Here is a 21,067-nt window from a genome sequence, read left to right as displayed (position 1 = left end):
CTTCCTTATGTATTAATTGCAATGCTACAAAATAAAGTCCTAGATTCTAGCAAAAAAACCTTAAGATAAACAATGACGTTCAAATTTTCATTCTTAAAAATAACAAGTAAAAAGATACAAAAATATCAAAATATAACATTGCACTTAAAAAAATTCACCCATAAGCGCGACAATTGAAGCATAAATTTGAATCTCACTCTATTTGCCCCTTCGATAAATTTGATAAAATGGATATAAACAATGCCGCGCTATACATAGCTTTGCCACATTAGAATTATGCGGGGTGGTGGCAAGGTCTAAGATGTTTTTAATTTTTCTAAGATTATCGAATCTTTCTATAATTGAAAACTACAAAAATGCTTATCATAATAAAGCAAAGAAACATAAAAATCCATATCCTAGTAACTATTAAAACTTTAGTAGGCTTTGATACCTTAGTTGAGCTTACATGATATTTTTCTATGAAGAGGTGACAATCTGCGCATAAAGACAACACATACGAGTTGTATCTCTGCTTTAATTATCTTTTGTTAATTTATCTATGCGCTTTTGGTTTGCTTGAGAAATTTTAGCGCCTAGCTCAATGAGCTTTTGAGCAGCCTGAAGTTGTGGTTTATGCTGAAAATTTTTAGCATTAAGAGCTGCATCAAGTGGTGTTTCTCCAGCCCTTAGTGCGTTAATGGGCATTTGCTTATCTTTAATCAAATATTCTAATAGCTCGATATTTCCATCACGAGCGGCAAAATGTAGGATATGCCCTCCCCCAAAATTATGTAAAAAATCTTCATCAAAACGTAGCATAAGCTCTAAAATATACCTATCGCCAAAGGTAACTATACCATTAGTAAGGAGATATCTAGGGTTATCATATTCTCCACCATAATGGAGCAATGCCCAAAACATATCATAGCGATGATACATTGCTGCCAAATCAAGTGCATTAACACCATGAACATTATAGACTTTACCTCTCAGCTTAAAAGTTCCTAGTGCCATATGGCTCTGGGATATGACTTGATTCACACTCAAATGCGATTTATTTTTGCTCTGTGAATCTGCTTTTTGAGCATCTGTAAGAATAAATTCAAAAATATGTGGGGAGTTAAATATCACAGAGAGCATTAAAGGCGTGATTTTAAGACGTGGGGATTGTGTCATGTAAAATAGAAAATATCCATTCCATTTATCATTGAGACTGGAGCGGTAGGCTTGTATATCATCATTGATAATAGCTTTAAATATATTTTGTTCGACCACACATTGCTTTGCTGCCTCTTTATTTTTATATTGAGCCTTAGTAGTGCCTTTGAGGAAATTAATCTGTTTGCAATCCACTTTGAGCAATAAAGTCAATTCTTCCTCAAGACTATGAGGGTTGTGGGTATCCTCTTGTGTTTGAATCCCATTTCCAAAGATAGTATTACATAAGCATAGGCTTACAAAAACATATCGCAGAATCAATGCCTACTCCACACCCACCATTACAGAAGTAGCTTTAATCAAAGCATAAGCGGTTTTACCCACTTCAAGCTTAAGTTCATTAATAGATTCTAAAGAGATTGTTGCAGAGATGATATTACCTCCGCCAATATCAATCTTCACAATACTATTCACAGCACCTTTTTCTATTGATACGATCTTACCTTTAAGTTGATTTCTCGCACTTACTTTCATAATGCACTCCTTAAAAATAACTACAAAATTATCTAACGTTTATCCCAAACAAGTCAATAAGTTTGTCCTGAGACTTTTCTTAAACATTAGCAAGCTCCAAACAAGATAATTTTATCCAAGAATACTTTAGGGATAGAAAAACCATCATTTTACACAATGCCTTCTCATTTGACTTTCATCACAAAAAAGGACAACCTCACAAGATATGCCACTTCCCACCCTTAGAAGCTATAGCTAGGATACGCACTTTATGCCTATCCGCCCTTGCAAATCCCTTAAAAGCAGAAAAATGCTCTTGTGATTTGCTAATGCCACATTAAATGAATTTTACGATAGAGAATCTTTTATCTTAAAAATCACTGAAAGAAACATTTTTATAATACCGTGCTGTGCAAAAGGAAGCGGAGGATTCTAAAATCACCCTTGCATCTTTATCCTGCTCCCCTACATAAATATCTATACACACCCCTTGAGTATGTAAAAGCCTTATTTCATCTAGTGTTTCAAGGCAGGGCGCAAATAACAGTAGATTCTGCAATCGCTTATGAGAATCCACATAGGTTAGTGCCCTTTTTAATGCCTTTTTTACATCTAGAATCTCCCGTTCACGCCATATAATGCCACTTTCCCCATAGCCTATAATCGTATAAGCATTCTCACAATACGAGATGACAGAATCTAGCACATAGGACACAATCTCCCTATCGCTCATCGTGTGCGCTTTCATAAATTGCCTTTATCTCCTCTTTGCTTAGCCGCTCCCTATCTTGCAAGGCTTGAGAGATTTTCAGCAACACAGCTTTAGAATTAGTGATAAAATCCTGCATTTCTGTTTGTGCCTCGTCTAAAATCGCTGCCACATCGCTACTATCACTCAAAAGCCTCCCACTCATACCATACTGCTCACACATCTGTGTGGCTATCTCCTTTGCCTTAGCAATATCATCTTTAGCATTGCTAAAAGTTTGCTGATAGATACATTGCACGGCAATATTGCCACTTAGGGCGACTTTGATTTTTGCCATAAGCTCTTGTTTGCTCGTAAGCTCTTTATCCACCTGTCTAAAGCTCTCATTCACAAGTGCGATTTTATCAAAATCCACCTCTAGCCAATACGCGCTCAAAGCCTTTGCCCCTTGATAAAGGGCTAGAATCTCCTTTTCTTTCTCGCTTAAACTCAATGCCTTTTTCTTCCCCACAAGCACCTTGTCTTTTGTGGCCAAAATATCTTCTTTTTGTATCACGGCTGACTTGCGTCTTAGTGCATTGAGCGCACTTTCATTAACCAACGCCGCTAAAGCCGCACCGCTAAAGCCTACACAAAGCCTTGCAATCTCATTAATATCTAGCTCGTGCTTTTTTCCCCGTAAATAAAGCTCTAAAATATGCTCCCTCTCCTTGAGATTAGGTAGCTCTACATAAATGCGCCTATCAAATCGCCCACTACGCAGCAGAGCCTCATCGAGCACCTCCATTTTATTAGTCGCTGCAATCACAATCACCCCACTTGAATCTTCAAATCCATCCATCTCTGTCAAAAGCTGATTAAGTGTAGTCTCCCTCTCGTCGCTACGTGTGTTACCTCGTGCTTTACCTACGGCATCAATCTCATCGATAAAAATAATGCTAGGGGCTTTTGCCTTTGCTCTGCTAAATAACTCTCTCACGCGTTTTGCTCCCATACCGACATAGATTTGCACAAAGCTGCTGCCACTTTGATAAAAAAATGGCACACCCGCTTCACCCGCTACCGCCTTAGCTATCATCGTTTTGCCCACGCCCGGCGGACCTACCAAAAGCACGCCTTTAGGCAGAGTAATGCCTAACCTTTGATAATGCTTAGGATTCTTTAGATAATCAATAATTTCTAATAGCTCTTCTTTGACCTCGCTAATACCTGCTACGTCGTTAAATCGCACAGCACTTGTCATAGATGTATAGATGGTTTGAGAATCTAGCAGAGGGGCTTCACTATCACGTGAGAGCGGAATATCGGGCTTTGGGGCTTTAGATGCGGCAGGAGATTTAAAAAACATTAACCTCAAAGCTTGAAATAACACACTAAAGCCCAAAAGCAGCACAATAACAATGCCTATCTCACTTAAAATATCACCAAAAAAATGCTTATTTTTGGTATGCACAGGAAAGGTATAGCTCCACATTTGCGGCGGTATAGAGTGAATATAGACCCTATATGCTTTATCCTCCACATCAAAATACACATATTCATCATCTACGCTTACATTATGCGCTTCTGCATTCATAAAGAAATTTTGTGCCTCTTGTGCGCTTACAAGCTGCGTATTATCGCGCATTATTATCACCACGCTTAAAAGCACGACCAACACAATAGCCAAAATGCCTACTATAAGACTTTTAGATATTTGCATTATTACCTTCCTTGCTGATTTGATATGTCTCAAAGCAAATCCACTGCCCCTCTAAATCCCCCCTTTGACTTTCAAAGTGCATACGATTAAAAAACTGATCCAATCCGCTATACACAAAGCCATTTTGAGAGGCTACCTTGCTTTCACATAGCACATTTAAAGGCACATAATGCGCCTTTCTAAAAGATTCATTGTTTTGTGTGATGATGGCTTTAAGCGTGTGCAATCGCTCCTTAGCAACATTGCCAGATATGTGATATTTCATTGCACTTGATGGTGTGCCTTCACGTGGGGAGTAAATAAAAGGGTGTAAATGCGTAAGAGGGAATCTTTTAAAATGCTCCAATGCCTCCTGCCATATAGATTCGCTCTCTCCTGGGTGCGCGATGATAAAATCACTCCCTAAGCAAAAGCCCTTTTTAGCAAAATCCTCAAACAAGGCTAAATCACTCTCCACGCGATTTAGGCGATTCATTATCTTTAACATACTATCGCTTGTGTGCTGTAAGGCGATGTGGAGATGCCGCTCCATAAGTGGTACTTCTAGGGCTTCTTTTAGCTCATTATTGATTTGACTAGGTTCTAAGCTCCCCACACGCAATCGCTTAAGCAATCCCAAAGTATTTATATCATTTATCAATTTTGCAAGATTGTAATTATCTAAATCTATGCCATAGCTGCCGACATTTGTCCCAGTAAGCACCACCTCGCTAATGCCACTCTCACTTAGAGTGCGGATTTGACTTAGAATCTTATCCTTAGGATATGAGCGCGCAACTCCTCGCACAGAGGGGATAATACAATAACTACAAGCAAAGTTACAGCCTTCTTGAATCTTCAAAAACGCACGTGATTTATTAGCAAATTGCGCTATGAGTGTGCTATCGATATGTTTATTATTGCTTTCAGGGTAGAAAAATCGCTGTTTTTTTTGCAGCATATCATCAATAGATTCTTTAAAGCTATGGGCGAATACACTATGTGCTAGATTCTTTGTAAATATCTCCTCTCCCCTTGTCCCCACGCCACAGCCGGTAAGATAGACCTTTTTATTACTTTTTTGCATTTTATGCAGATAGCTTCTCACGCCCCTATCTGCACCATTAGTAACCGTGCAGGAATTGACTACCACCACATCAGCACTCTCCTCATCCTCCACGCATTCAAACTGCCTTAAAGAGCTTTTCATCACTTGCGTGTCAAAAAGATTCGTGCGACAACCAAAGGTTTTAAAATATACTTTTTTTACTTCACTCAATGTATTATGTCCTTATTTAAGAATCTATATGCCCACCGCCAAGAATCGCCCTTGTATCTCTATCTTTTATCTCGCCGCCTATGCCATCACTCCCTGTAGCAACAACCTTGCTTGTGGGATAAGCGATATGTATGTCATCTTCCTTAAGAATACGCTCGATAATCTCTCCAGAAATTGTGCTTCTTAAGGCGAGTGTGGCATAGGCATTGGTTTGATACCAAAGGGAGATTCTAAATCCATTAGGCTCTATCATACAATAGCTTCGCACCTCTAAGTTAGGATTACGCAAAGAATATTTATCTCGCATACGATGCACCTGCTGACGCACCATCTCTGTATAGCCTTTTGCATATTTTCTGCCTATGTCGGTGGCGATTTTTAATGCCTTTTTGTAATTGCTATCAAACGTAATGCTAAAGTCTATGCCATCCCACACTGTCTTTAATCCGCCGTGCGTATAGTTAGCAAACATTGTGCTAAAAATAAAATTATTAGGGATAAAAATAATCCGCCCTGCACGTCGATTTTCCCTATAACTGGTGAGGGTTACATCCTCAAAAAGCGTAATTCTTAGCATAGAAATATCTAGCACATCGCCCACATATACGCTATTATCCTTGCATACGCGCACCCTATCGCCCACATGCACACTGCCGCCCAAAACAATGATAAACCACCCCAGCACACTCATAAACAAATCTTTCATCGCAATAGCAAGCCCCGCTGAAGCAAACCCCACAATCGCCACGAGATAAGTCACATTCTCCATATAGCTAAAAAGCAAAATCAGCACAACAATGGTGATGTTTAAAAAGTTAATCACTTTACTTGCCGTGTATATTCTATTGGTATCTAAAATATATTTACGCAAAGTAAGTTTAAGCAAAAACGCTAGAAGAATCGTGATAACAACCGCCACGCCCACATAGATAATCTTAACAATTTGATTTTTGATTTGGCTTTTAAGTTTATTATGGATACTTTCAGCCTCCTGCACATAAATATCTATGGAGGTCTCCAAGATTCTCTGTGTGCCTTCAAGCTCTTCAAGTATCGTCTGTGTGCGGACAATGGCATTTGCCACATCAAGAGATTTATCTACAAAACTAAGCTCTAAAAGCAGGGCGTATTTTTCCCGCACGATTTCTAGCAGATCCTCTAGGCTTTCCTTATTTGCTTGAAATGTATCTTGCTGCTCTTGCAAATTTTTCATAAAAGAATAGCCTGTGAATATTAAAAAGGGATTGGTGATTTGAGGCACACCCTCGATATTTTTTGCCTCTAAGAGCGTCCTATTTGGCTCTTTGGTATAGTCCTTAAGCAAGTCCTGCTGTCGCTCTAATGTCTCTAAACGATGTCTTAATGAACGTGATGGGGACGCATTAGATTCTAATTCATTTTTAAGAGTATTGATTTCGTGAGTAAGCTCATTATAGTTTTGCAAACTCACATAGTATTTAAACCACGTATTATGGCTTTGCTCAAGCTTTTTATCAATCTCTTGTATCTCTTTACGGATAGAATCTCCCTTATTTGCGCCACTGCACCACATAGCTGTACAACATAAAAATACAATAATATACCCAACATTATTTTTCATCGCATTCACCCACTGCCCTTAACACTTTGAGCACCACTTCTTTTGGCACATCTTCGCGCATTCTCACATTGCCAATCCCACAGGGCAATACAAACATAATCTTAGAATCTGTGCTTTTTTTATCTAAATAAAATTTCTCATAAAAATCATTGACATCTTTAAACGCAAAACGTGTAGGCAAATGATAGCTTTGCAGTAGATTCTCTATACTTTTACATTCTTTGGGAGTAAGCATTCCTAGCTCGCAGGCAAGGGCATTTGCCATACACATACCTATACTTACTGCCTCTCCGTGCAAAAATGCCTTATAATGTGTGAGGTTTTCAACCACGTGTCCAAACGTATGTCCGTAATTGAGTGCTGCACGAATACCTCTCTCCTTTTCATCGGCATTCACCACTTGCGCTTTAGTCTTCACACTCTGTGCAATGGCATAAATGAGTGAAGCGCTATCTGTTAGGGTAAGAGGACTTTTAAGCAGGGTATCAAAAAATGTTTTATCAAAGCACACTGCCATTTTGATAATCTCTGCCACACCTGCGCCAAACTCTCTTGTGCTAAGTGTTTTTAACATAGCAGGATCAATATATACAGCCTTTGGCTGATGAAAAATTCCGATAAGATTCTTACCAAAAGCATTATTAATACCTGTTTTACCACCAACAGAAGCATCAACTTGTGCTAAAAGTGTAGTGGGAATCTGGATAAAATCTATCCCTCGCTGATAAATACCGCTCACAAAGCCCACCATATCGCCTATGACGCCACCACCTAGAGCTATCATTAGCGATTTTCTATCTAATCGATGAGAAAAGGCGCACTCAAGGATATATTCCACACTTTGCATATTCTTATACTGCTCCCCATCAGGGACAATACACACATACACTTCAGGGGCTTTGATATGTGCCAAAATGTGCGAGAGATACAACCCTGCGACTTTTGGATTAGATACGATAAGCACCTTGTGGGAATACTCGATGTGGGGTAATGCGCCAATATGTATAGGATATTGTGAATCTGGGGTTTTAATATGTATAGTTTCACTCATAGTAATCCTTATTTGCGTTCCTTTGGCAATGGAATAAAAACTTGGGGATTCTTGCTATTCATAGAAGCGATTTTATGCACATCAGTAGAAAGAAATGAAAATGTTTTTGTCCGTGAGATACCGCGTTCAAAAGGCACAAAAGATAAATAAGACATAAAGCTATCTTGTAAGTATAAAATAGGATTTTTAGAATCTGTTTGTATCGTATTCATTTTACGCTCAAAAATCCGTGAAAGCTCCTCATATCGCTGCACGATTTCATTATGATAGGCAGCATCTGTATCATAATCATACACATCTATATCTAAACGCAACTGCTTTGATATATCAAATACCACAGAAGCGACATTCTCGCTATCGCCCATATTTTCGCTTAATATCACAAAACTCTTTTTGCACTCTTCAATATGCTCCCAGCCTGTTTTAAGCACAGGAATAGAGAGATCAAAAAGCGCCTTGCGATTTTTACGTGAAGCAAAAATATCTTGATTCACAATGACAAGCCCAAAACGTTTTTGTGCATCTTGAATGATTCTTTCTTCAAAACTTGCATTACTATAATCCACCCTTACTTGCACACTTTTAGATTCTAAAGCTTTTATCATATCAATAAAAGCAAGGTTTGAAGGATTAAGAATATAAATAAAAAGCTTATTATTTTTGAGATTCTTGTTCAAAAAAAGCGCATCTTGCACATCATTATAGATTCTATGCTCACTTGAAAGCGACATATCCACATAGAGAAAAATATCTCGCCCAAAAGGTGCGGGGAACTGCCCAACATCACTTTTTATTTGCATATATACATCATTAAGCACCTTAGGGTCTCCGGCGATAAGCAAACTATCATTAGGCTGAATCACCAAAGAATGCGAGCTCAAAAGCAATTCTCCTCGCCTATAAATCCCTACAATCCGCCATTTCTTTTGTTGAATCGAGCCAATATGCCGATAAGTGAAAATACTCCCGCTTGGCACACTCACTTCCATAATCTCACCCTGCCCTAAACCAAAGCTACGCGGAATAAGCGGGACATTAGGCAATCGCTCAATAAATTTATTAGAGACGATAAGGTCTTCATCAAGCACTACTAAATTGGTATCATTTTGCATTTGCTCACTTTGCTTTTGCGTCTTTAACGCCATTACAATATGTGCTTTTTTATTGAGTGCGCGTAGCATTTTATAAGTAGCGATGATTTCTCCCTCATCATCAAGCACTAAAAATATGCTATGAATATCCTCATTAATGACTTGTGCCACTCTATAAGGCGAAGTATAATCAAAATGATGAAATTCAAAGGAACTAGGCACTTTATCAGGGATAAAACACATATCTTTAGCGATGACAATGTAATAATCATTGCTAAAATATTTGTCTAAAATCGTATCAAGGAAAATCTTTGCAATACTGCCTTGTGCGATAATAAGCGTCTTTTTCACACCTTGCCTTTTTAAGGGAATTAGGGCTAAATTATAACCAAGAAGTAATAACCTTTTTAAAAACGCATAGGCTTTTTAATGTGTTTTAATCTCATTTGTGCATAGAATCTACTTAAAGCCATCTCCTCTTTTTTATCTATGCGATAATGGATATGTGTTAAATACATAAGAATATCCTTTGGAGCGATAGCACTTTGCTTACTCCTTGCTTGTAAAATATAATAGGGAATCTTCACAGGTTTATTTACAAAACTCTCTGCTAAATGTCTATAAAAACGCCCATAGCGATTAAAACATAATCGTCCAAAGCTAAATCCTAGATGATGTTTCTCCCACCATTTCTGCCCCAAATCAATAGCTTTAGCCCCACTCAACTTGTATCTTAACGCCCTATCACCAATAAGCACCTCTCCTTTAATCCCCATTACCTTTGCCAAGGCATTAGAGGAGGCGGATTGATAGTCATCTTTGCTTTGCTTTGGCAGCACTAGCACACTCCACACAGCGCCCTTTGCCACAATCCCCGCCTTTGTCGCCCTACCTTGACGCACGCTCTCATACCCAGCAATAGAAGAGATAAATCCGGCATCGATACGTTTATATAAAAAATCTTTATTAAGTCTTGCGGGATATGACTTTCTATGCTCTAAAAAGGCTTTAAAATATAGAGGCAAAGGATATTTCTTAATAAATACATCAAAAGGCAAAAGATTTAAATAGGCAATCTTCCCAAAGCGCATTGTTTCCCCTATAAAACCATTTTGACACAGCTACTTACTTGCAAAGCAGCAAATATTGCATTTCTCTCCTCTTCATTCTGCACTTCTAGGCTTACATATAAGCTTACAAAATGCCCCTTTGAAGAATGTTTGCCTAGTGTTATATCATATTCTCTAGGCATAATATCAAAAATCAACTTCCGTAATACCTCCTCATCTGTCCCTATCACGCGATATTCCCATTTGCAAGGATACACAATATGAGGCTTTTGTATATCAAGATTCATTATTTTTCCCTAAAGTGAGTAGAATCTCCCGCATATATGGAGGAATTTTGCAAGGTTTAGCAAGTGCTACATCAACAAATGCAAGGCTAATTTGCGCCCTAAAGATAAGCTTTTCATCATTTTTTTGAGTGAGGGCATCATAGATTCTATATATATCTTGGGCGATGATAACAGAGACATTTTTGCACTCAAGCAGTGTACTTCGAACCTCAAGTATATCCCCTAAATACGCACTTGAGACAAAATCAGCTTGCATATTTTTTAGCACAAAGCCACTTTTATCCATAAATGGCTGCATAGATTGAGCAAAAAATAGCTCACTTCTGGCACGTTCGCAATATTTTAAATAATTAGTATGATAGACAATCCCCCCACAATCAGTATCCTCAAAATACACTCTCACTCGATAGGCTTTCACATTATCTCCTTAGCGATGCTTTGGTGCATTGTAGCATATTTGAGTAATGCGTTATTTTATTATTCCTTTGCTACTGCACTTCGTGCCGCAAAGGTCTTGCACAAGTGGGAGTAAATCCCACTTGTGCGCCTAAAGGATAGAGTTATAACCGCTATCGCGTTTATCAACTCATTTTCTAAACTTTAAAAACTCACTTTGCAAATGTGGATAAAACACTGCGTGTTGTATGTAGCTAAAGCTACCACTTTAGTCAAACTTTACGCAAAGTCAAATCTACACTTCGCACCTGAAAGATTAATTTATGCATAACGTTGCTCTTAGTCATCAAGTAAAGTTTTAGAGTATGTAACTTATGATATTTTAGCTAGAATGTGGTGCAATAAAGGCATAAGGAAAGATATGAATCACTTTAACAAAATCGGCTTTATTATGGCAACATTGGGCAGCTCTATTGGCTTAGGGCATATTTGGCGATTTCCCTATATGGCTGGGGAAAATGGCGGTGGAGCATTTGTGATATTCTACCTTATCCTTGCTATCAGCATTGGCATATCTATGCTCATAGCTGAAATGCTACTTGGCAATATCGCACGTAGCAATCCTTTGGATAATTATGTCATTCTTGATAAGCTTAATGCCCTCCCTCCCTCACAAAACCATAATGAACATAATGCAGTAGATTCTAAAGATAAATCTGCTAAAAAATCACTTATGTGGCTTGGTATCAATGCTATATCTGGTCCTATCGTTTTAAGCTTCTATGCAGTAGTAATGGGTTGGATTCTGTATTATCTTATTTTTGTGAGCTTTACCTTGCCTCAAAATATTGATGAAGCAAAGGCTGTTTTTGATAATCTTCGCTCCCAATCCTTGTGGTGGCAGAGTCTGTGCTTTTTTGGCATTGTTATCTTTAGCGCATTCATTGTCTCACGCGGTATTAAAAGCGGTATTGAAAGGCTCAATCTCGTCCTTATGCCCTTGCTTTTTGTGATTTTTATCGCACTGCTTATTTATGCGATGAATTTAGAGGAGTTTTCGCAAAGTTGGCACTTTATGTTTGCCTTTGAGCCTCATAAGATTACCTTTAATACTTTTGTAGAATCTTTAGGGCAGGTATTTTTCTCCCTTTCGCTTGGTGTAGGCACGATAGCCACTTACGCAGCAAACGCTCAAAGAAATGAAAATCTCCTTAAAAGTAGCCTGTGGGTGGTTTTAAGCGGTATTGCCATATCGCTTATAGCAGGATTGATGATTTTTACCTTTATTTATCATTTTGGAGGCAAGCCAAGTGAGGGCGTAGGACTTTTACTTATCTCGCTTCCTCTAGCCTTTTCATCACTAGGGAGTAGCGGGGCGATTATTGCTGCATTATTTTTTATAGCTGTGCTTTTTGCAGGATTAACCTCTACGATTTCTATGCTTGAGCCGAGCGTAAGTATTTTACGTGATAAATACAATTTCTCACAAGCTAAAGCCTCATATATCTTAAGTAGCGGGATTTTTACCTTAGGATTCCTAGTGATTATGTGGAATGACGCCTCCTTATCCCTGCCTCTTATATATGGTAAATCCCTCTTTGATATACTGGATTTGCTTACCTCATCGTGTCTTATGCCTTTGGGTATGCTTATTTTACTGCTCTTTTTGGGTTGGCATATTAAAAAATCTCATCTACGTGTATGGACACCCTATTTTTCTAATGCACTCTTTTATATTTGGTGGTGGATACTGCGTCTTATTGCCCCAATCATCATTATAGCCATACTCATCTCATAATTTTTCAAACTATGAAGAATAGATAGAATCTAATGTCCTATCTATCCTCGCTGTGTGCTTTAAGGTTTTTTAATCACAAAGCGTAAGGTAGGACCATCTTGCTGCACTTCAAGCACCTCAAATCCCCTTGAAATTGCGTCATTAGGGATTGAATTAATACTTTGAGGGCAATCGCAAAGCACTTCTAGAATCTCGCCACTTTTAAGCTGTGGAAGTGCATCAAGTGTGGCAATAGCAGGGTAAGGACAAGCTTCCCCCTGAAGATTAAGTGTATAAGTTATATTCATAGTTGCCCCTTATAAATGTGTTTGAAAAAGTGATATTTGTAGAGAAATACAAGCGCAAGCATAAGTAAAAACAGCATAAGGCTTATGCCAAATCCGCCAAGAAAACCCACATCATATAAAAGACTGATTTTTGCCCCTTCAACAAAACTTTGAGGGAAATAATCATAGCTTAGAGCTAAAAGCATTGTGCCAATAATATTAGCGACCCCCACAATCATAAAGTGGGTTTGCCCCTCCATAGCTCGATACGCCCAGCCACATTCACAACCCCCTGCAAATACAATACCAAAGCCAAAGAGAAATGCCCCTAACATCACACCAAAGCTTATGTCTATAACCTTTGCTTGATGTCCATAGAGCATAAAACCAAAAGCAATAAGTGAGGCAATAATCATACCCAAGACAGCCCCCTGTATGACAACAGAGCGTCCAAATAAAAACAAATCTCTAAAGCACGAAGTGAAGCATATTTGAGCGCGTGAGATGATAAATCCAAACATAAAGCCAAAGAGCAAGGCAACAGAGAGCAAACTTTGCTTAACCTTTACATCAAGGCTGGGCGATGTTAGCACAAGATAGATAAACCAGCCCACAAAGAGCGCAAAAATAATGCTCCCCAAGGCAAAATGCCGTTTTGAACGCGCACTATCAACTTCAAGGGTGCAGTTTGGCTTATCTACTTTTTGCAGAATGGCTTTGGGCTTAAAAAATCGCATATTGCATACTTTTACACCAATATAGATTCCAAGCACCATAAAAATGGTAAAAACCCATGTATGCACCGAGAAATAAGGCAGTCCTGTGAAAAAGTTTGCCAAATTACACCCAAAAGCTAGTCGTGCCCCAAAGCCAGCAAGCATACCGCCAACTATGGCTTGAAAGATTCTAATCCCACTTGCGGGGAGGCGAAATTTTACTTTGTTTGCCCACAAGGCAGCTACCAATGCCCCTATAAACATACCAATAAGCATAAGCCCATCGGTGCGCGTAAGAGGAGTGCCATTGAGATTTTGTTTTGTATAATAGCTATATGGGCTTAAATCCATTCCAAAGAGTTCTAAAAACTCTCCGCCCCATCGTGTCATCTCGCCTGTTACAGCCCACACACCACCAAATATACCAAAATATACTGCACTTAAAATACCTAAGATAATCATACCCCTACCCATATGCCAAAAATGCACAAAAAATTGCCTATACAATTCCTGCAACATACAAACATCCTTGTTTGAATAAAAATGATTAGACATAGAAGAAAGTAGCCTAATGTATGCTTTGCACGAAAGGCTATGAGAGTGGGGATTTTAACATATTTGAATTAATAAAGCTACAAGAGTGGAATATTTTTTGCTCTCTTAAGCTTGAATAACTTTGGAGTAAATATTAACAAGGAAGCGGTTATGGAAGGGAAGTCAAGCAAAGTTATATTTTATTTTTTAGTTTTCATCATTGTGCTTCTTGCAGCACTTGGTGGAGGCTATTACTATATGGTAAAGTTTTCCGGTATGTCTCTCAATGATGTAAGCAATAAGATTGAATCTCAACTTATGCAACGAGATGAGGTCGTGTATCAATCAAACCTTGATTCAAAAGATAAGCAAATTGAGTTGTTAAAAGCACAAAGCAATTCTCTTAGAAAAGAACAAGAGAGTGTCCCTGCGAAACTGCTCTATACGATTAAACCTAGAGATAAAATTGTAGCACATTGCGTAGATATGAAAATAGGGCGTTGGAATATGCCAAAGCATTGTCTTGATGAGCTTACAAGGGGTATTGCTGATATGGTGCATAAAGATAATAAAATCGTGGCGTTTGAAGTTTCAGGTGTGGTGGATAGTCTTCCTTATGCAGGTTTAAGCCCGGAGCTAAAACAGGAGGGTCTAGCAAGCTTCCGCGCAAGAGAGGCAATTTATATCGTGGGGAAGAATCTTCCAAATATTGCTGTTTTTGAAGGGTTGAGCCAGCAAAAGGCTAAAGAGAGAGGCTTTGTAGTCCGTGCATTTTATGTAGAGTAAAACCATAAAATGCAAAATTCAATATAACACTCTCTTAATACCTATACCCCACTTGCACCCAAAATTGCCTCCCTACTTCATAGGCAAGTGTAGGTGCGCTAGAAGTCCCTGCATAGTTTGAGCTAAGAATCGTTGGATTTTTCGCATCAAGGAGATTATAAATATCTATATTCGTATAGAGTGTATTGCCCTTATAGACATCTACTTCAAAACCTAATCGCATATCCCAAGTAAAAGCCTCTCTAATGCGTTGAGGGACATATTGGTCTTTGTTGTTATGTGCGGGATTATAGGCAGGATTAGGAGTGCGAGTTGCTGTGTATTGCGTCCTTGCAATGTGGATTCGAGTTATGGCATCATAGGCACTTCTAAATCGAAAGAAATTATTTAAAAGCCATTTTGTCTTGCCTACATTAAAGGTATGTATGGTATTAAGCCTTAGCGTATAAGGACGCACAAAATTACTCGCTGGTCGTTGAGAATATGCTACCACCTCGCCATTATATAAAATATCTGCATCTTGGAGTTCATTAGCTGTCGCGGCACTACTATAATCATTAAAGTTTCTTTTTACATTTGTCCAATCAAAAGCAAAAAATATATAATTTTTCGTGTTAAAAAACTCTATTGTCTCATTCTTGGTAAAAGTGAGAGTTACCACATCACTTCAGCTTTTACCCTCATTAGTAAAGGTAAAATAGTGAGTTGTAAGGCTAGGGTCGATTGGTAGATTCGCATAGTCTCTCCGCACATAGCGTATATCATCTTTACCCGCACGATAAATATATTTTGCTACCAAGCTCCAGTCATAGAGCTGCTGTGTGAAACCTATGACGAATTCATCCACATAAGGCACTTTAAGTTGATTAAACTTCACAGCATTGAGATGAGTAACAATACAATTTTGATTAAATCGTCTTGCGCCATTTAAATTATTATCCACAGGAGCATTTCCCGTAGGACAGGTAGTTCCCATTGCTAATACATCATAGAAATCTGTATTCGGGTCATTGCGATAGATGGTTGTTTGCATAGCGTTTAAATCCTCCCTTAAGCGATAGCTAAAGATATTGCGCCCATAGTAGCGATTCGCCCCTGCGATCATAGAAGTGGAAAATTCGTGATGCAACTCATTCCACGGGGCTTCATAGCTAAGGGAAAGCCTTGGAGCGGTAGTAAGCTTATCCATATAACTATCATAATCAAAGCGGATACCCGGGCGGATATTGATATGCCCTATATCTCTGCCTTTGTATTCTAGCGGGAGTGCCATATCATCTTCTGCAAATGCTGCTAAAAGCGTATTATCAAGTGTGGTGCTACCACGATAAAGCCACGCGGAATAAAAATACTGCCCATTTTCCCAAGGTTCTAGCGTGTAGGTTCGATTTGCTCCTGTGCCACTTGTCTTTATAAAATAGGTCTTTGATGGGTCACACCATTCTAAGTTTGGGCAAGTTTGGTTAGCCTCAAGCTTTGTCGTAGTCTGTCTAACGATAAAATGATCGTGCGTATAGCCAAATCTTGCATATTGGTAGCCTAGCTCAAATCCCACTTGGAATCTATGCGTGATACCAAGTGAGTCTTGCAGGGGTTTAAAATCTTGAATGAGTTTATTACTTAGTGTGTGTTGGATAGATTCACTTGGGGCATAGCCTCCCTCACGTGCACGTCCAGCCCAATTGCTCCAATTTTTCGCATCTGAAACGCGCCATTCCTTAGTATGCTCATAGCCGTGTGCGATAGTAGAATTTTGCAAATATGAATAGCCTAAGGTGTTTGTCATCTTGCCTAAGGTATTTCTCCACGTGGTTTTAAAGCCTACATCGTGTCCACCACTTACCCAATCATAGCTTTGGTCGGGTTTGCCTCCGGGTAGATAGCGATTATTATAATCTGGCGCGTAGGTATAGGTAAGCTCAAAGCTAAGATCTTCATCTACATCATAATGGGTTTTAAGAAAGTAATTATAGATTTGTCTCACTTGATTTTGCACCGCCTGTCCATTAGAATCTTGCACGATACCTTCAGGGATAGGATAAGCCGTAGTATTAAGATAGCTATTATCACTTCTACGTAAGGGGATAAAACTCTGTGTCGTTGCAAAGGCAGCGATAACGCCAAGTTTATCATCGATTTGAGATTCTAGATTGGCACGAATGAGGTGTTTAATAAACACAGGTGTGTTGGTTTGATTTTCACCATTAGCAGAGGCATTGATAAAGGCATCGAGCGAGGCATCATTCCCATAGATATGGTAATGTGTCATAGAGAATTTACCCGGCTGCGCATTACCCTGCGTGATTTGGTAGCTGATGTTTGCTCCAAAGGGCTTATTTGCCCTTCTTGTGAAAGCCTCTACCACCCCACCGGTAAATCCCCCATACGCCGCAGAGACATTAGAATCTTGCACGTTAATAGATTCTAAAAGGCTCACATCAATAGCCATTCCCTGACTTCGCCCCGGGGTCGTGCTAGTCCAAGTAGAGCCATTCTGTGCGGGATTGAGGTCGTTATTCATATCGCGTCCATCAATGGTAAAAAGATTTTGATAATGCAAACCCCCGCTTATGCTTATCTTTGCTGGGTCAATCTCACCGGGTGTATTGCTCCTAAGCTCTGCGTTGTCAAACTGCACGTTAGGGAGGATTCTAAGCATTGAGCCAATATCGCCATTACCACTAGGAGCAGATTCTAATATCTGTGAATTGATAGTATTGCTGCTTTGGTAGGTCTCATCTTTATGCTCTGCGCGGATAACAGAGCGCCCTAGATTCACTTTCCTTACTCCATTATCTTTAGAATCTTGTGCGCTATGAGATGCTGCTGCAGGGGGAGTTGCCAAATTTTGCTCTGCAAAGAGAGGAAAGCTACACAGAATATGAAGCATAATGAATGATGTGAATTTTATGGAGATTTTATTGTGCATATCCCCAGCTACTTTTTTGAAAGTCTGCTTTAGGTATTGTATCATAGTCTTTCCATGTTTTATTTTGATTTTAAGTAAAGCAATAGTAATATTTCTTGTCTTATAATAAAATAAAAATTATTATCATAATTTAATATATGGGGGATAATTTACTTGCAGATAAATAACAATCTCTCTAGTCTATCATTGCCTTTCACGCAATGGAAATCACAATCGCTGATAATCATCGCTTAAGCGCACGATGTCATCTTCACCTAGATACTCACCCATTTGCACTTCTATGAGCACAAGCGGTAGCACACCGGGATTCTCAAGGCGATGCACCTCTCCCATAGGGATATAAGTAGATTCATTAGCCTTCAGGAATTTTTTATACTCTCCTATGGTTACATACGCTGAGCCACTCACAATAATCCAATGCTCATTGCGATGATAGTGCTTTTGTAGGCTTAACCTGCCTTTGGGTTTGACAATGATTTGCTTGATTTTGTAGGTAGGAGATTCTAAAAGCACGGTATAGCTTCCCCAAGGGCGATGTGCGCTCCTATGCACTTTGGTGAGTTCGGGGTGCGAGGTTTTGAGCATATTGACAATGTCTTTAACTTGTTGAGAATAGCCCTTTTTTGCCACAAGCAGGCAATCACCCTCATCAATAATCATCAAGTTTTCTAAGCCAATGCCGACTACGACCTTATCAGAAATGACAAAATTATTCGTGCAATCTTTAGTGATAAAATCATTTCTACTTGCGTTGTTTGCGCTATCTTTAGGGTATTCAAGACTTAGAGATTCAAAGCTCCCTACATCACTCCAGCTAAATGCTCCGCTCACACAGGCAACCTTTTGACTTTTTTCCATCAGGGCATAATCAATGCTAATATGAGGGATATTCTCACTCATAGCGGGATTTAACCGCATAAAATGTGCTACTTTAGAATCTTTTGAGGCTTCAAAGGTAAGCTTACAAGATTCATACACATCGGGTGCGCATATTTTAAGCTCTTTTAAAAACACTTCCGCACGAAAGCAAAACATACCACTATTCCACAGGTAATACCCCTCTTTAAGGTAGTTTTGCGCTTCCTCTAAAGAGGGTTTCTCTATAAATTTTTCTACGATATGGTTTTTTGCCTTAATATAGCCATAGCCTGTATGAGGGCAATCAGGCTTGATACCAAAGGTAACCAAAAAGCCCTTGTTTGCAAGAGCAATGGCTTCAGCAATGGCTTCTTGATATTTGGCTGTGTCTTTGATGAGATGGTCAGCGGGTAGGGCGAGAATCACATCATCTTGTAGATGATTTAAGCAAAAGCTTTCATATACACTTAGAGCAGCGAAGGTAAGGGCAGGAGCGGTGTTTTTACTCATAGTTTCTAAAATGAAATCTTTTAGCTCAATGCCGCTATTATGGGCTTGTTCTTGTGCGATGAAGTAGTGATTGTCATTAGTAATGATTTGAAACGCCCCGCCACTTTTTACCAAGAATTGATTTCTCAACAATGTCTCTTGGAAAAGCGAATGTGTGGAATCTTGCGTATCATTTTTAGGCAAAATGGAGGCGAATTGTTTAGGCAAAAGCTCACGGGAGAGGGGGAAAAGTCTCGTACCAGAGCCGCCACAGAGGATACTGATAGTCATTTTACTCCTTTATAGGGATATGGAGGGATTTAAGGATTTCACGCAAATCCTGTGTATCGATGATGATATTTGCCGCATCTTTAAGAATCTGCTTAGCGCAAAATGCGATACGTACATCAGCATAGACAAACATACTCCTATCATTTGCGCCATCGCCTATGGCAATGGTGTTTTCAGGCGTGATAGAAAGCAGATGCTGCAATCGTTGGAGCATAATGCCCTTAGAATCGCTAAACATCATCTCCCCGCCTACTTCGCCCGTGAGGACATTATCTTTATAGTGCAAGATGTTAGCAAATGTTGCATCAAGCCCTAAAATATCAGCAAAATAATCCGTAGCGATATGGAATCCACCGCTAAAGCACACAACCTTATAGCCTTGCGCCTTAAGCGATGTGATACAGGACTTTGCGCCGGGATTAAGGGGGAGATTCCGCGCGATATGCAGAGCTTTTTGGTAGCTTAAACCCTTTAGCATAGCCACACGAGCCTTTAAACTCTCATAAAAGTCTAGCTCCCCATTCATCGCTCTATCCGTAATAGCAGAGACTTCATCGCTTACATTATGCGCCTGTGCAAGTATATCAATCGTCTCTCCGTTCATAAGTGTAGAATCAAAGTCAAACACAACAAGCTTCATCTATTATTATCCTTAGAAAAATGTTAAGATTATAGCATTTGGGATTAAATTTGATATGCAGAAGCGGTAGTTTTAAGGAGACACGATGTTTGGCGTTGAGTTTTTACCACAAAATCTAGCAAGTGATGTAGCTCTACTAGATTCTATGTGGAAGAGGGCAAAGCGGTATTTACATAAGACGCTAGATTTTGTGCTAGTCCCTGCAAGTCCTCGTAAAAAGGCAAGTGTAGAGGCGCTCTTAGGTGCATATATGCTAAGGCAGAGAATGCCTCATATACAATTTGTGCCTACATTAAGCGGAGGCGGCTGCGTGGGGGAAGCAGGTAAGATTCGCTTAAAGGCGGAGCTTTTGGGGGTGCAATATGCGGGATTTGACACAATAGCTCTTATCGGCGGCGAAGATGGGGGCATAAACGGCATAGAGCTTATCAGCCTTGCAAGAGAAATACTAGGGGAAAAAGTGCGTATCATCAGCGGTAGCGGAACTTTGACTGATAAGGCAAGCAGGGAAAGACTTGAAAAGAAGCTAAAAGCTGGTGCGGACAAAATCATCACGCAACCGCTTTTTAGCGCACAAGAGGCACAAGTTTTTTTGCAACATTTTGAATCTATCGCACAAAGCGGTGGATATGAGGTGGAAGCGTTTATAGGGGTATTTGGGATTTTTCATTTAGAGAGTGTAAGACGTATTAATGAAGCGAATCTGGGCTTTAAAATCCCTCAAGCATATATAGATGCTATGGTGAGTGGTAAACAAAATGAGGGAGATAAACATATCGGGCGAAGTGCTTTTGAAACGCTGTGGCAGGAGATATGCGAAGTAGCGCAGAAGCACAATGCTTCGTTATATCTTTCCACGCCAAAACATAATGACCTACGCGTTTATGGGAAATTTAAGGTTTAATATGCAAATTCTTTAAAATAGCATTTCGCCTGTATTTGC

Annotated in this window: 20 protein-coding genes; 3 read left to right on the top strand and 17 right to left on the bottom strand. The window is 39.3% G+C overall.

Features of this window, described 5'->3' with window-relative positions; translation table 11 throughout:
* Positions 1-516 precede the first annotated feature (516 nt).
* The 11 genes from QZ289_RS07120 to QZ289_RS07070 all read right to left on the bottom strand — a co-directional run bounded on the left by QZ289_RS07120 (position 517) and on the right by QZ289_RS07070 (position 10,839).
* Positions 517-1,461 carry an ankyrin repeat domain-containing protein gene (locus QZ289_RS07120; protein ID WP_295700957.1) on the bottom strand — a complete coding sequence of 315 codons (945 nt, stop codon included), beginning with the start codon at positions 1,459-1,461 and terminating at the stop codon, positions 517-519.
* 3 nt (positions 1,462-1,464) lie between these two features.
* A complete protein-coding gene (locus tag QZ289_RS07115; protein ID WP_295700954.1) occupies positions 1,465-1,674 on the bottom strand; it encodes a molybdopterin-binding protein in 210 nt (69 codons plus the stop codon).
* 349 nt (positions 1,675-2,023) lie between these two features.
* Entirely contained in the window at positions 2,024-2,401 is a 378-nt protein-coding gene (locus tag QZ289_RS07110) for a hypothetical protein (protein ID WP_295700952.1), read from the bottom strand.
* Positions 2,376-4,064: an AAA family ATPase gene (locus tag QZ289_RS07105; RefSeq protein ID WP_295700949.1), complete on the bottom strand. Its 1,689-nt coding sequence runs from the start codon at positions 4,062-4,064 to the stop codon at positions 2,376-2,378. The genes QZ289_RS07110 and QZ289_RS07105 overlap by 26 nt, the downstream gene beginning before the upstream one ends.
* On the bottom strand, positions 4,051-5,322 hold the full coding sequence (gene mtaB / locus QZ289_RS07100) for a tRNA (N(6)-L-threonylcarbamoyladenosine(37)-C(2))-methylthiotransferase MtaB (RefSeq protein WP_295700947.1): 1,272 nt from the start codon (positions 5,320-5,322) through the stop codon (positions 4,051-4,053). Before mtaB ends, QZ289_RS07105 begins: the two co-directional genes overlap by 14 nt.
* A 16-nt stretch (positions 5,323-5,338) precedes the next feature.
* Positions 5,339-6,922, bottom strand: coding sequence for a mechanosensitive ion channel domain-containing protein (locus QZ289_RS07095; RefSeq protein WP_295700944.1), 1,584 nt, complete (start codon positions 6,920-6,922; stop codon positions 5,339-5,341).
* Positions 6,912-7,973, bottom strand: coding sequence for a 3-dehydroquinate synthase (gene aroB, locus QZ289_RS07090; RefSeq protein ID WP_295700942.1), 1,062 nt, complete (start codon positions 7,971-7,973; stop codon positions 6,912-6,914). The genes QZ289_RS07095 and aroB overlap by 11 nt, the downstream gene beginning before the upstream one ends.
* A gap of 8 nt (positions 7,974-7,981) precedes the next feature.
* On the bottom strand, positions 7,982-9,415 hold the full coding sequence (locus tag QZ289_RS07085; protein WP_295700940.1) for a COG3400 family protein: 1,434 nt from the start codon (positions 9,413-9,415) through the stop codon (positions 7,982-7,984).
* A 56-nt stretch (positions 9,416-9,471) separates the two neighbouring features.
* Positions 9,472-10,155: an MqnA/MqnD/SBP family protein gene (locus QZ289_RS07080; protein WP_295700938.1), complete on the bottom strand. Its 684-nt coding sequence runs from the start codon at positions 10,153-10,155 to the stop codon at positions 9,472-9,474.
* Between the two features lie 8 nt (positions 10,156-10,163).
* Positions 10,164-10,421, bottom strand: coding sequence for a DUF493 domain-containing protein (locus QZ289_RS07075; RefSeq protein ID WP_295700936.1), 258 nt, complete (start codon positions 10,419-10,421; stop codon positions 10,164-10,166).
* Entirely contained in the window at positions 10,411-10,839 is a 429-nt protein-coding gene (locus QZ289_RS07070; RefSeq protein WP_295700934.1) for a thioesterase family protein, read from the bottom strand. Before QZ289_RS07070 ends, QZ289_RS07075 begins: the two co-directional genes overlap by 11 nt.
* Positions 10,840-11,238: 399 nt before the next feature.
* On the opposite strand from QZ289_RS07070, the gene QZ289_RS07065 reads away from it, so the two are divergent.
* Positions 11,239-12,615 carry a sodium-dependent transporter gene (locus QZ289_RS07065; protein WP_295700932.1) on the top strand — a complete coding sequence of 459 codons (1,377 nt, stop codon included), beginning with the start codon at positions 11,239-11,241 and terminating at the stop codon, positions 12,613-12,615.
* Positions 12,616-12,674: 59 nt separating this feature from the next.
* Here QZ289_RS07065 and yedF read toward each other — a convergent pair whose 3' ends face one another.
* Together yedF and yedE are read right to left on the bottom strand one after the other, a co-directional pair.
* Entirely contained in the window at positions 12,675-12,902 is a 228-nt protein-coding gene (gene yedF, locus QZ289_RS07060; RefSeq protein ID WP_295700930.1) for a sulfurtransferase-like selenium metabolism protein YedF, read from the bottom strand.
* Positions 12,899-14,116: a selenium metabolism membrane protein YedE/FdhT gene (yedE, locus tag QZ289_RS07055; protein ID WP_295700928.1), complete on the bottom strand. Its 1,218-nt coding sequence runs from the start codon at positions 14,114-14,116 to the stop codon at positions 12,899-12,901. The genes yedF and yedE overlap by 4 nt, the downstream gene beginning before the upstream one ends.
* A 186-nt stretch (positions 14,117-14,302) precedes the next feature.
* On the opposite strand from yedE, the gene QZ289_RS07050 reads away from it, so the two are divergent.
* Positions 14,303-14,917 carry a hypothetical protein gene (locus QZ289_RS07050; protein ID WP_295700926.1) on the top strand — a complete coding sequence of 205 codons (615 nt, stop codon included), beginning with the start codon at positions 14,303-14,305 and terminating at the stop codon, positions 14,915-14,917.
* A gap of 34 nt (positions 14,918-14,951) precedes the next feature.
* Here the strand turns inward: QZ289_RS07050 and QZ289_RS07045 are convergent, their stop codons facing one another.
* The 4 genes from QZ289_RS07045 to serB all read right to left on the bottom strand — a co-directional run bounded on the left by QZ289_RS07045 (position 14,952) and on the right by serB (position 20,124).
* Complete coding sequence (locus QZ289_RS07045; RefSeq protein WP_295700924.1) at positions 14,952-15,578, bottom strand: hypothetical protein; 627 nt, start codon at positions 15,576-15,578, stop codon at positions 14,952-14,954.
* Between the two features lie 6 nt (positions 15,579-15,584).
* Positions 15,585-17,891, bottom strand: a complete 2,307-nt coding sequence (locus tag QZ289_RS07040) for a Plug domain-containing protein (protein WP_295700922.1) — start codon at positions 17,889-17,891, stop codon at positions 15,585-15,587.
* Positions 17,892-18,053: 162 nt separating this feature from the next.
* Entirely contained in the window at positions 18,054-19,484 is a 1,431-nt protein-coding gene (locus QZ289_RS07035) for a mannose-1-phosphate guanylyltransferase/mannose-6-phosphate isomerase (RefSeq protein WP_295700920.1), read from the bottom strand.
* Position 19,485: 1 nt separating this feature from the next.
* Complete coding sequence (serB, locus tag QZ289_RS07030) at positions 19,486-20,124, bottom strand: phosphoserine phosphatase SerB (RefSeq protein ID WP_295700918.1); 639 nt, start codon at positions 20,122-20,124, stop codon at positions 19,486-19,488.
* Positions 20,125-20,209: 85 nt separating this feature from the next.
* Between serB and QZ289_RS07025 the strand changes: the two genes are divergently transcribed.
* Positions 20,210-21,028 (top strand): methylenetetrahydrofolate reductase, encoded by an 819-nt coding sequence (locus tag QZ289_RS07025; RefSeq protein ID WP_295700916.1) that lies wholly within the window; start codon positions 20,210-20,212, stop codon positions 21,026-21,028.
* Positions 21,029-21,067: the final 39 nt, after the last annotated feature.

Origin of the sequence: uncultured Helicobacter sp. (genome assembly GCF_910577135.1) — a bacterium.
Taxonomy (GTDB): domain Bacteria; phylum Campylobacterota; class Campylobacteria; order Campylobacterales; family Helicobacteraceae; genus Helicobacter_C; species Helicobacter_C mastomyrinus.
This window is presented reverse-complemented; position numbering and strand designations above follow the sequence as displayed.

Bases quoted from the DNA above. Each gene is read 5' to 3' on its own strand.
- QZ289_RS07115 (WP_295700954.1), bottom strand. From the start codon at position 1,674: ATGAAAGTAAGTGCGAGAAATCAACTTAAAGGTAAGATCGTATCAATA.
- QZ289_RS07110 (WP_295700952.1), bottom strand. From the start codon at position 2,401: ATGAAAGCGCACACGATGAGCGATAGGGAGATTGTGTCCTATGTGCTA.
- QZ289_RS07105 (WP_295700949.1), bottom strand. From the start codon at position 4,064: ATGCAAATATCTAAAAGTCTTATAGTAGGCATTTTGGCTATTGTGTTG.
- QZ289_RS07095 (WP_295700944.1), bottom strand. From the start codon at position 6,922: ATGAAAAATAATGTTGGGTATATTATTGTATTTTTATGTTGTACAGCT.
- aroB (WP_295700942.1), bottom strand. From the start codon at position 7,973: ATGAGTGAAACTATACATATTAAAACCCCAGATTCACAATATCCTATA.
- QZ289_RS07080 (WP_295700938.1), bottom strand. From the start codon at position 10,155: ATGCGCTTTGGGAAGATTGCCTATTTAAATCTTTTGCCTTTTGATGTA.
- QZ289_RS07075 (WP_295700936.1), bottom strand. From the start codon at position 10,421: ATGAATCTTGATATACAAAAGCCTCATATTGTGTATCCTTGCAAATGG.
- QZ289_RS07065 (WP_295700932.1), top strand. From the start codon at position 11,239: ATGAATCACTTTAACAAAATCGGCTTTATTATGGCAACATTGGGCAGC.
- yedF (WP_295700930.1), bottom strand. From the start codon at position 12,902: ATGAATATAACTTATACACTTAATCTTCAGGGGGAAGCTTGTCCTTAC.
- yedE (WP_295700928.1), bottom strand. From the start codon at position 14,116: ATGTTGCAGGAATTGTATAGGCAATTTTTTGTGCATTTTTGGCATATG.
- QZ289_RS07050 (WP_295700926.1), top strand. From the start codon at position 14,303: ATGGAAGGGAAGTCAAGCAAAGTTATATTTTATTTTTTAGTTTTCATC.
- QZ289_RS07040 (WP_295700922.1), bottom strand. From the start codon at position 17,891: ATGATACAATACCTAAAGCAGACTTTCAAAAAAGTAGCTGGGGATATG.
- QZ289_RS07035 (WP_295700920.1), bottom strand. From the start codon at position 19,484: ATGACTATCAGTATCCTCTGTGGCGGCTCTGGTACGAGACTTTTCCCC.
- serB (WP_295700918.1), bottom strand. From the start codon at position 20,124: ATGAAGCTTGTTGTGTTTGACTTTGATTCTACACTTATGAACGGAGAG.
- QZ289_RS07025 (WP_295700916.1), top strand. From the start codon at position 20,210: ATGTTTGGCGTTGAGTTTTTACCACAAAATCTAGCAAGTGATGTAGCT.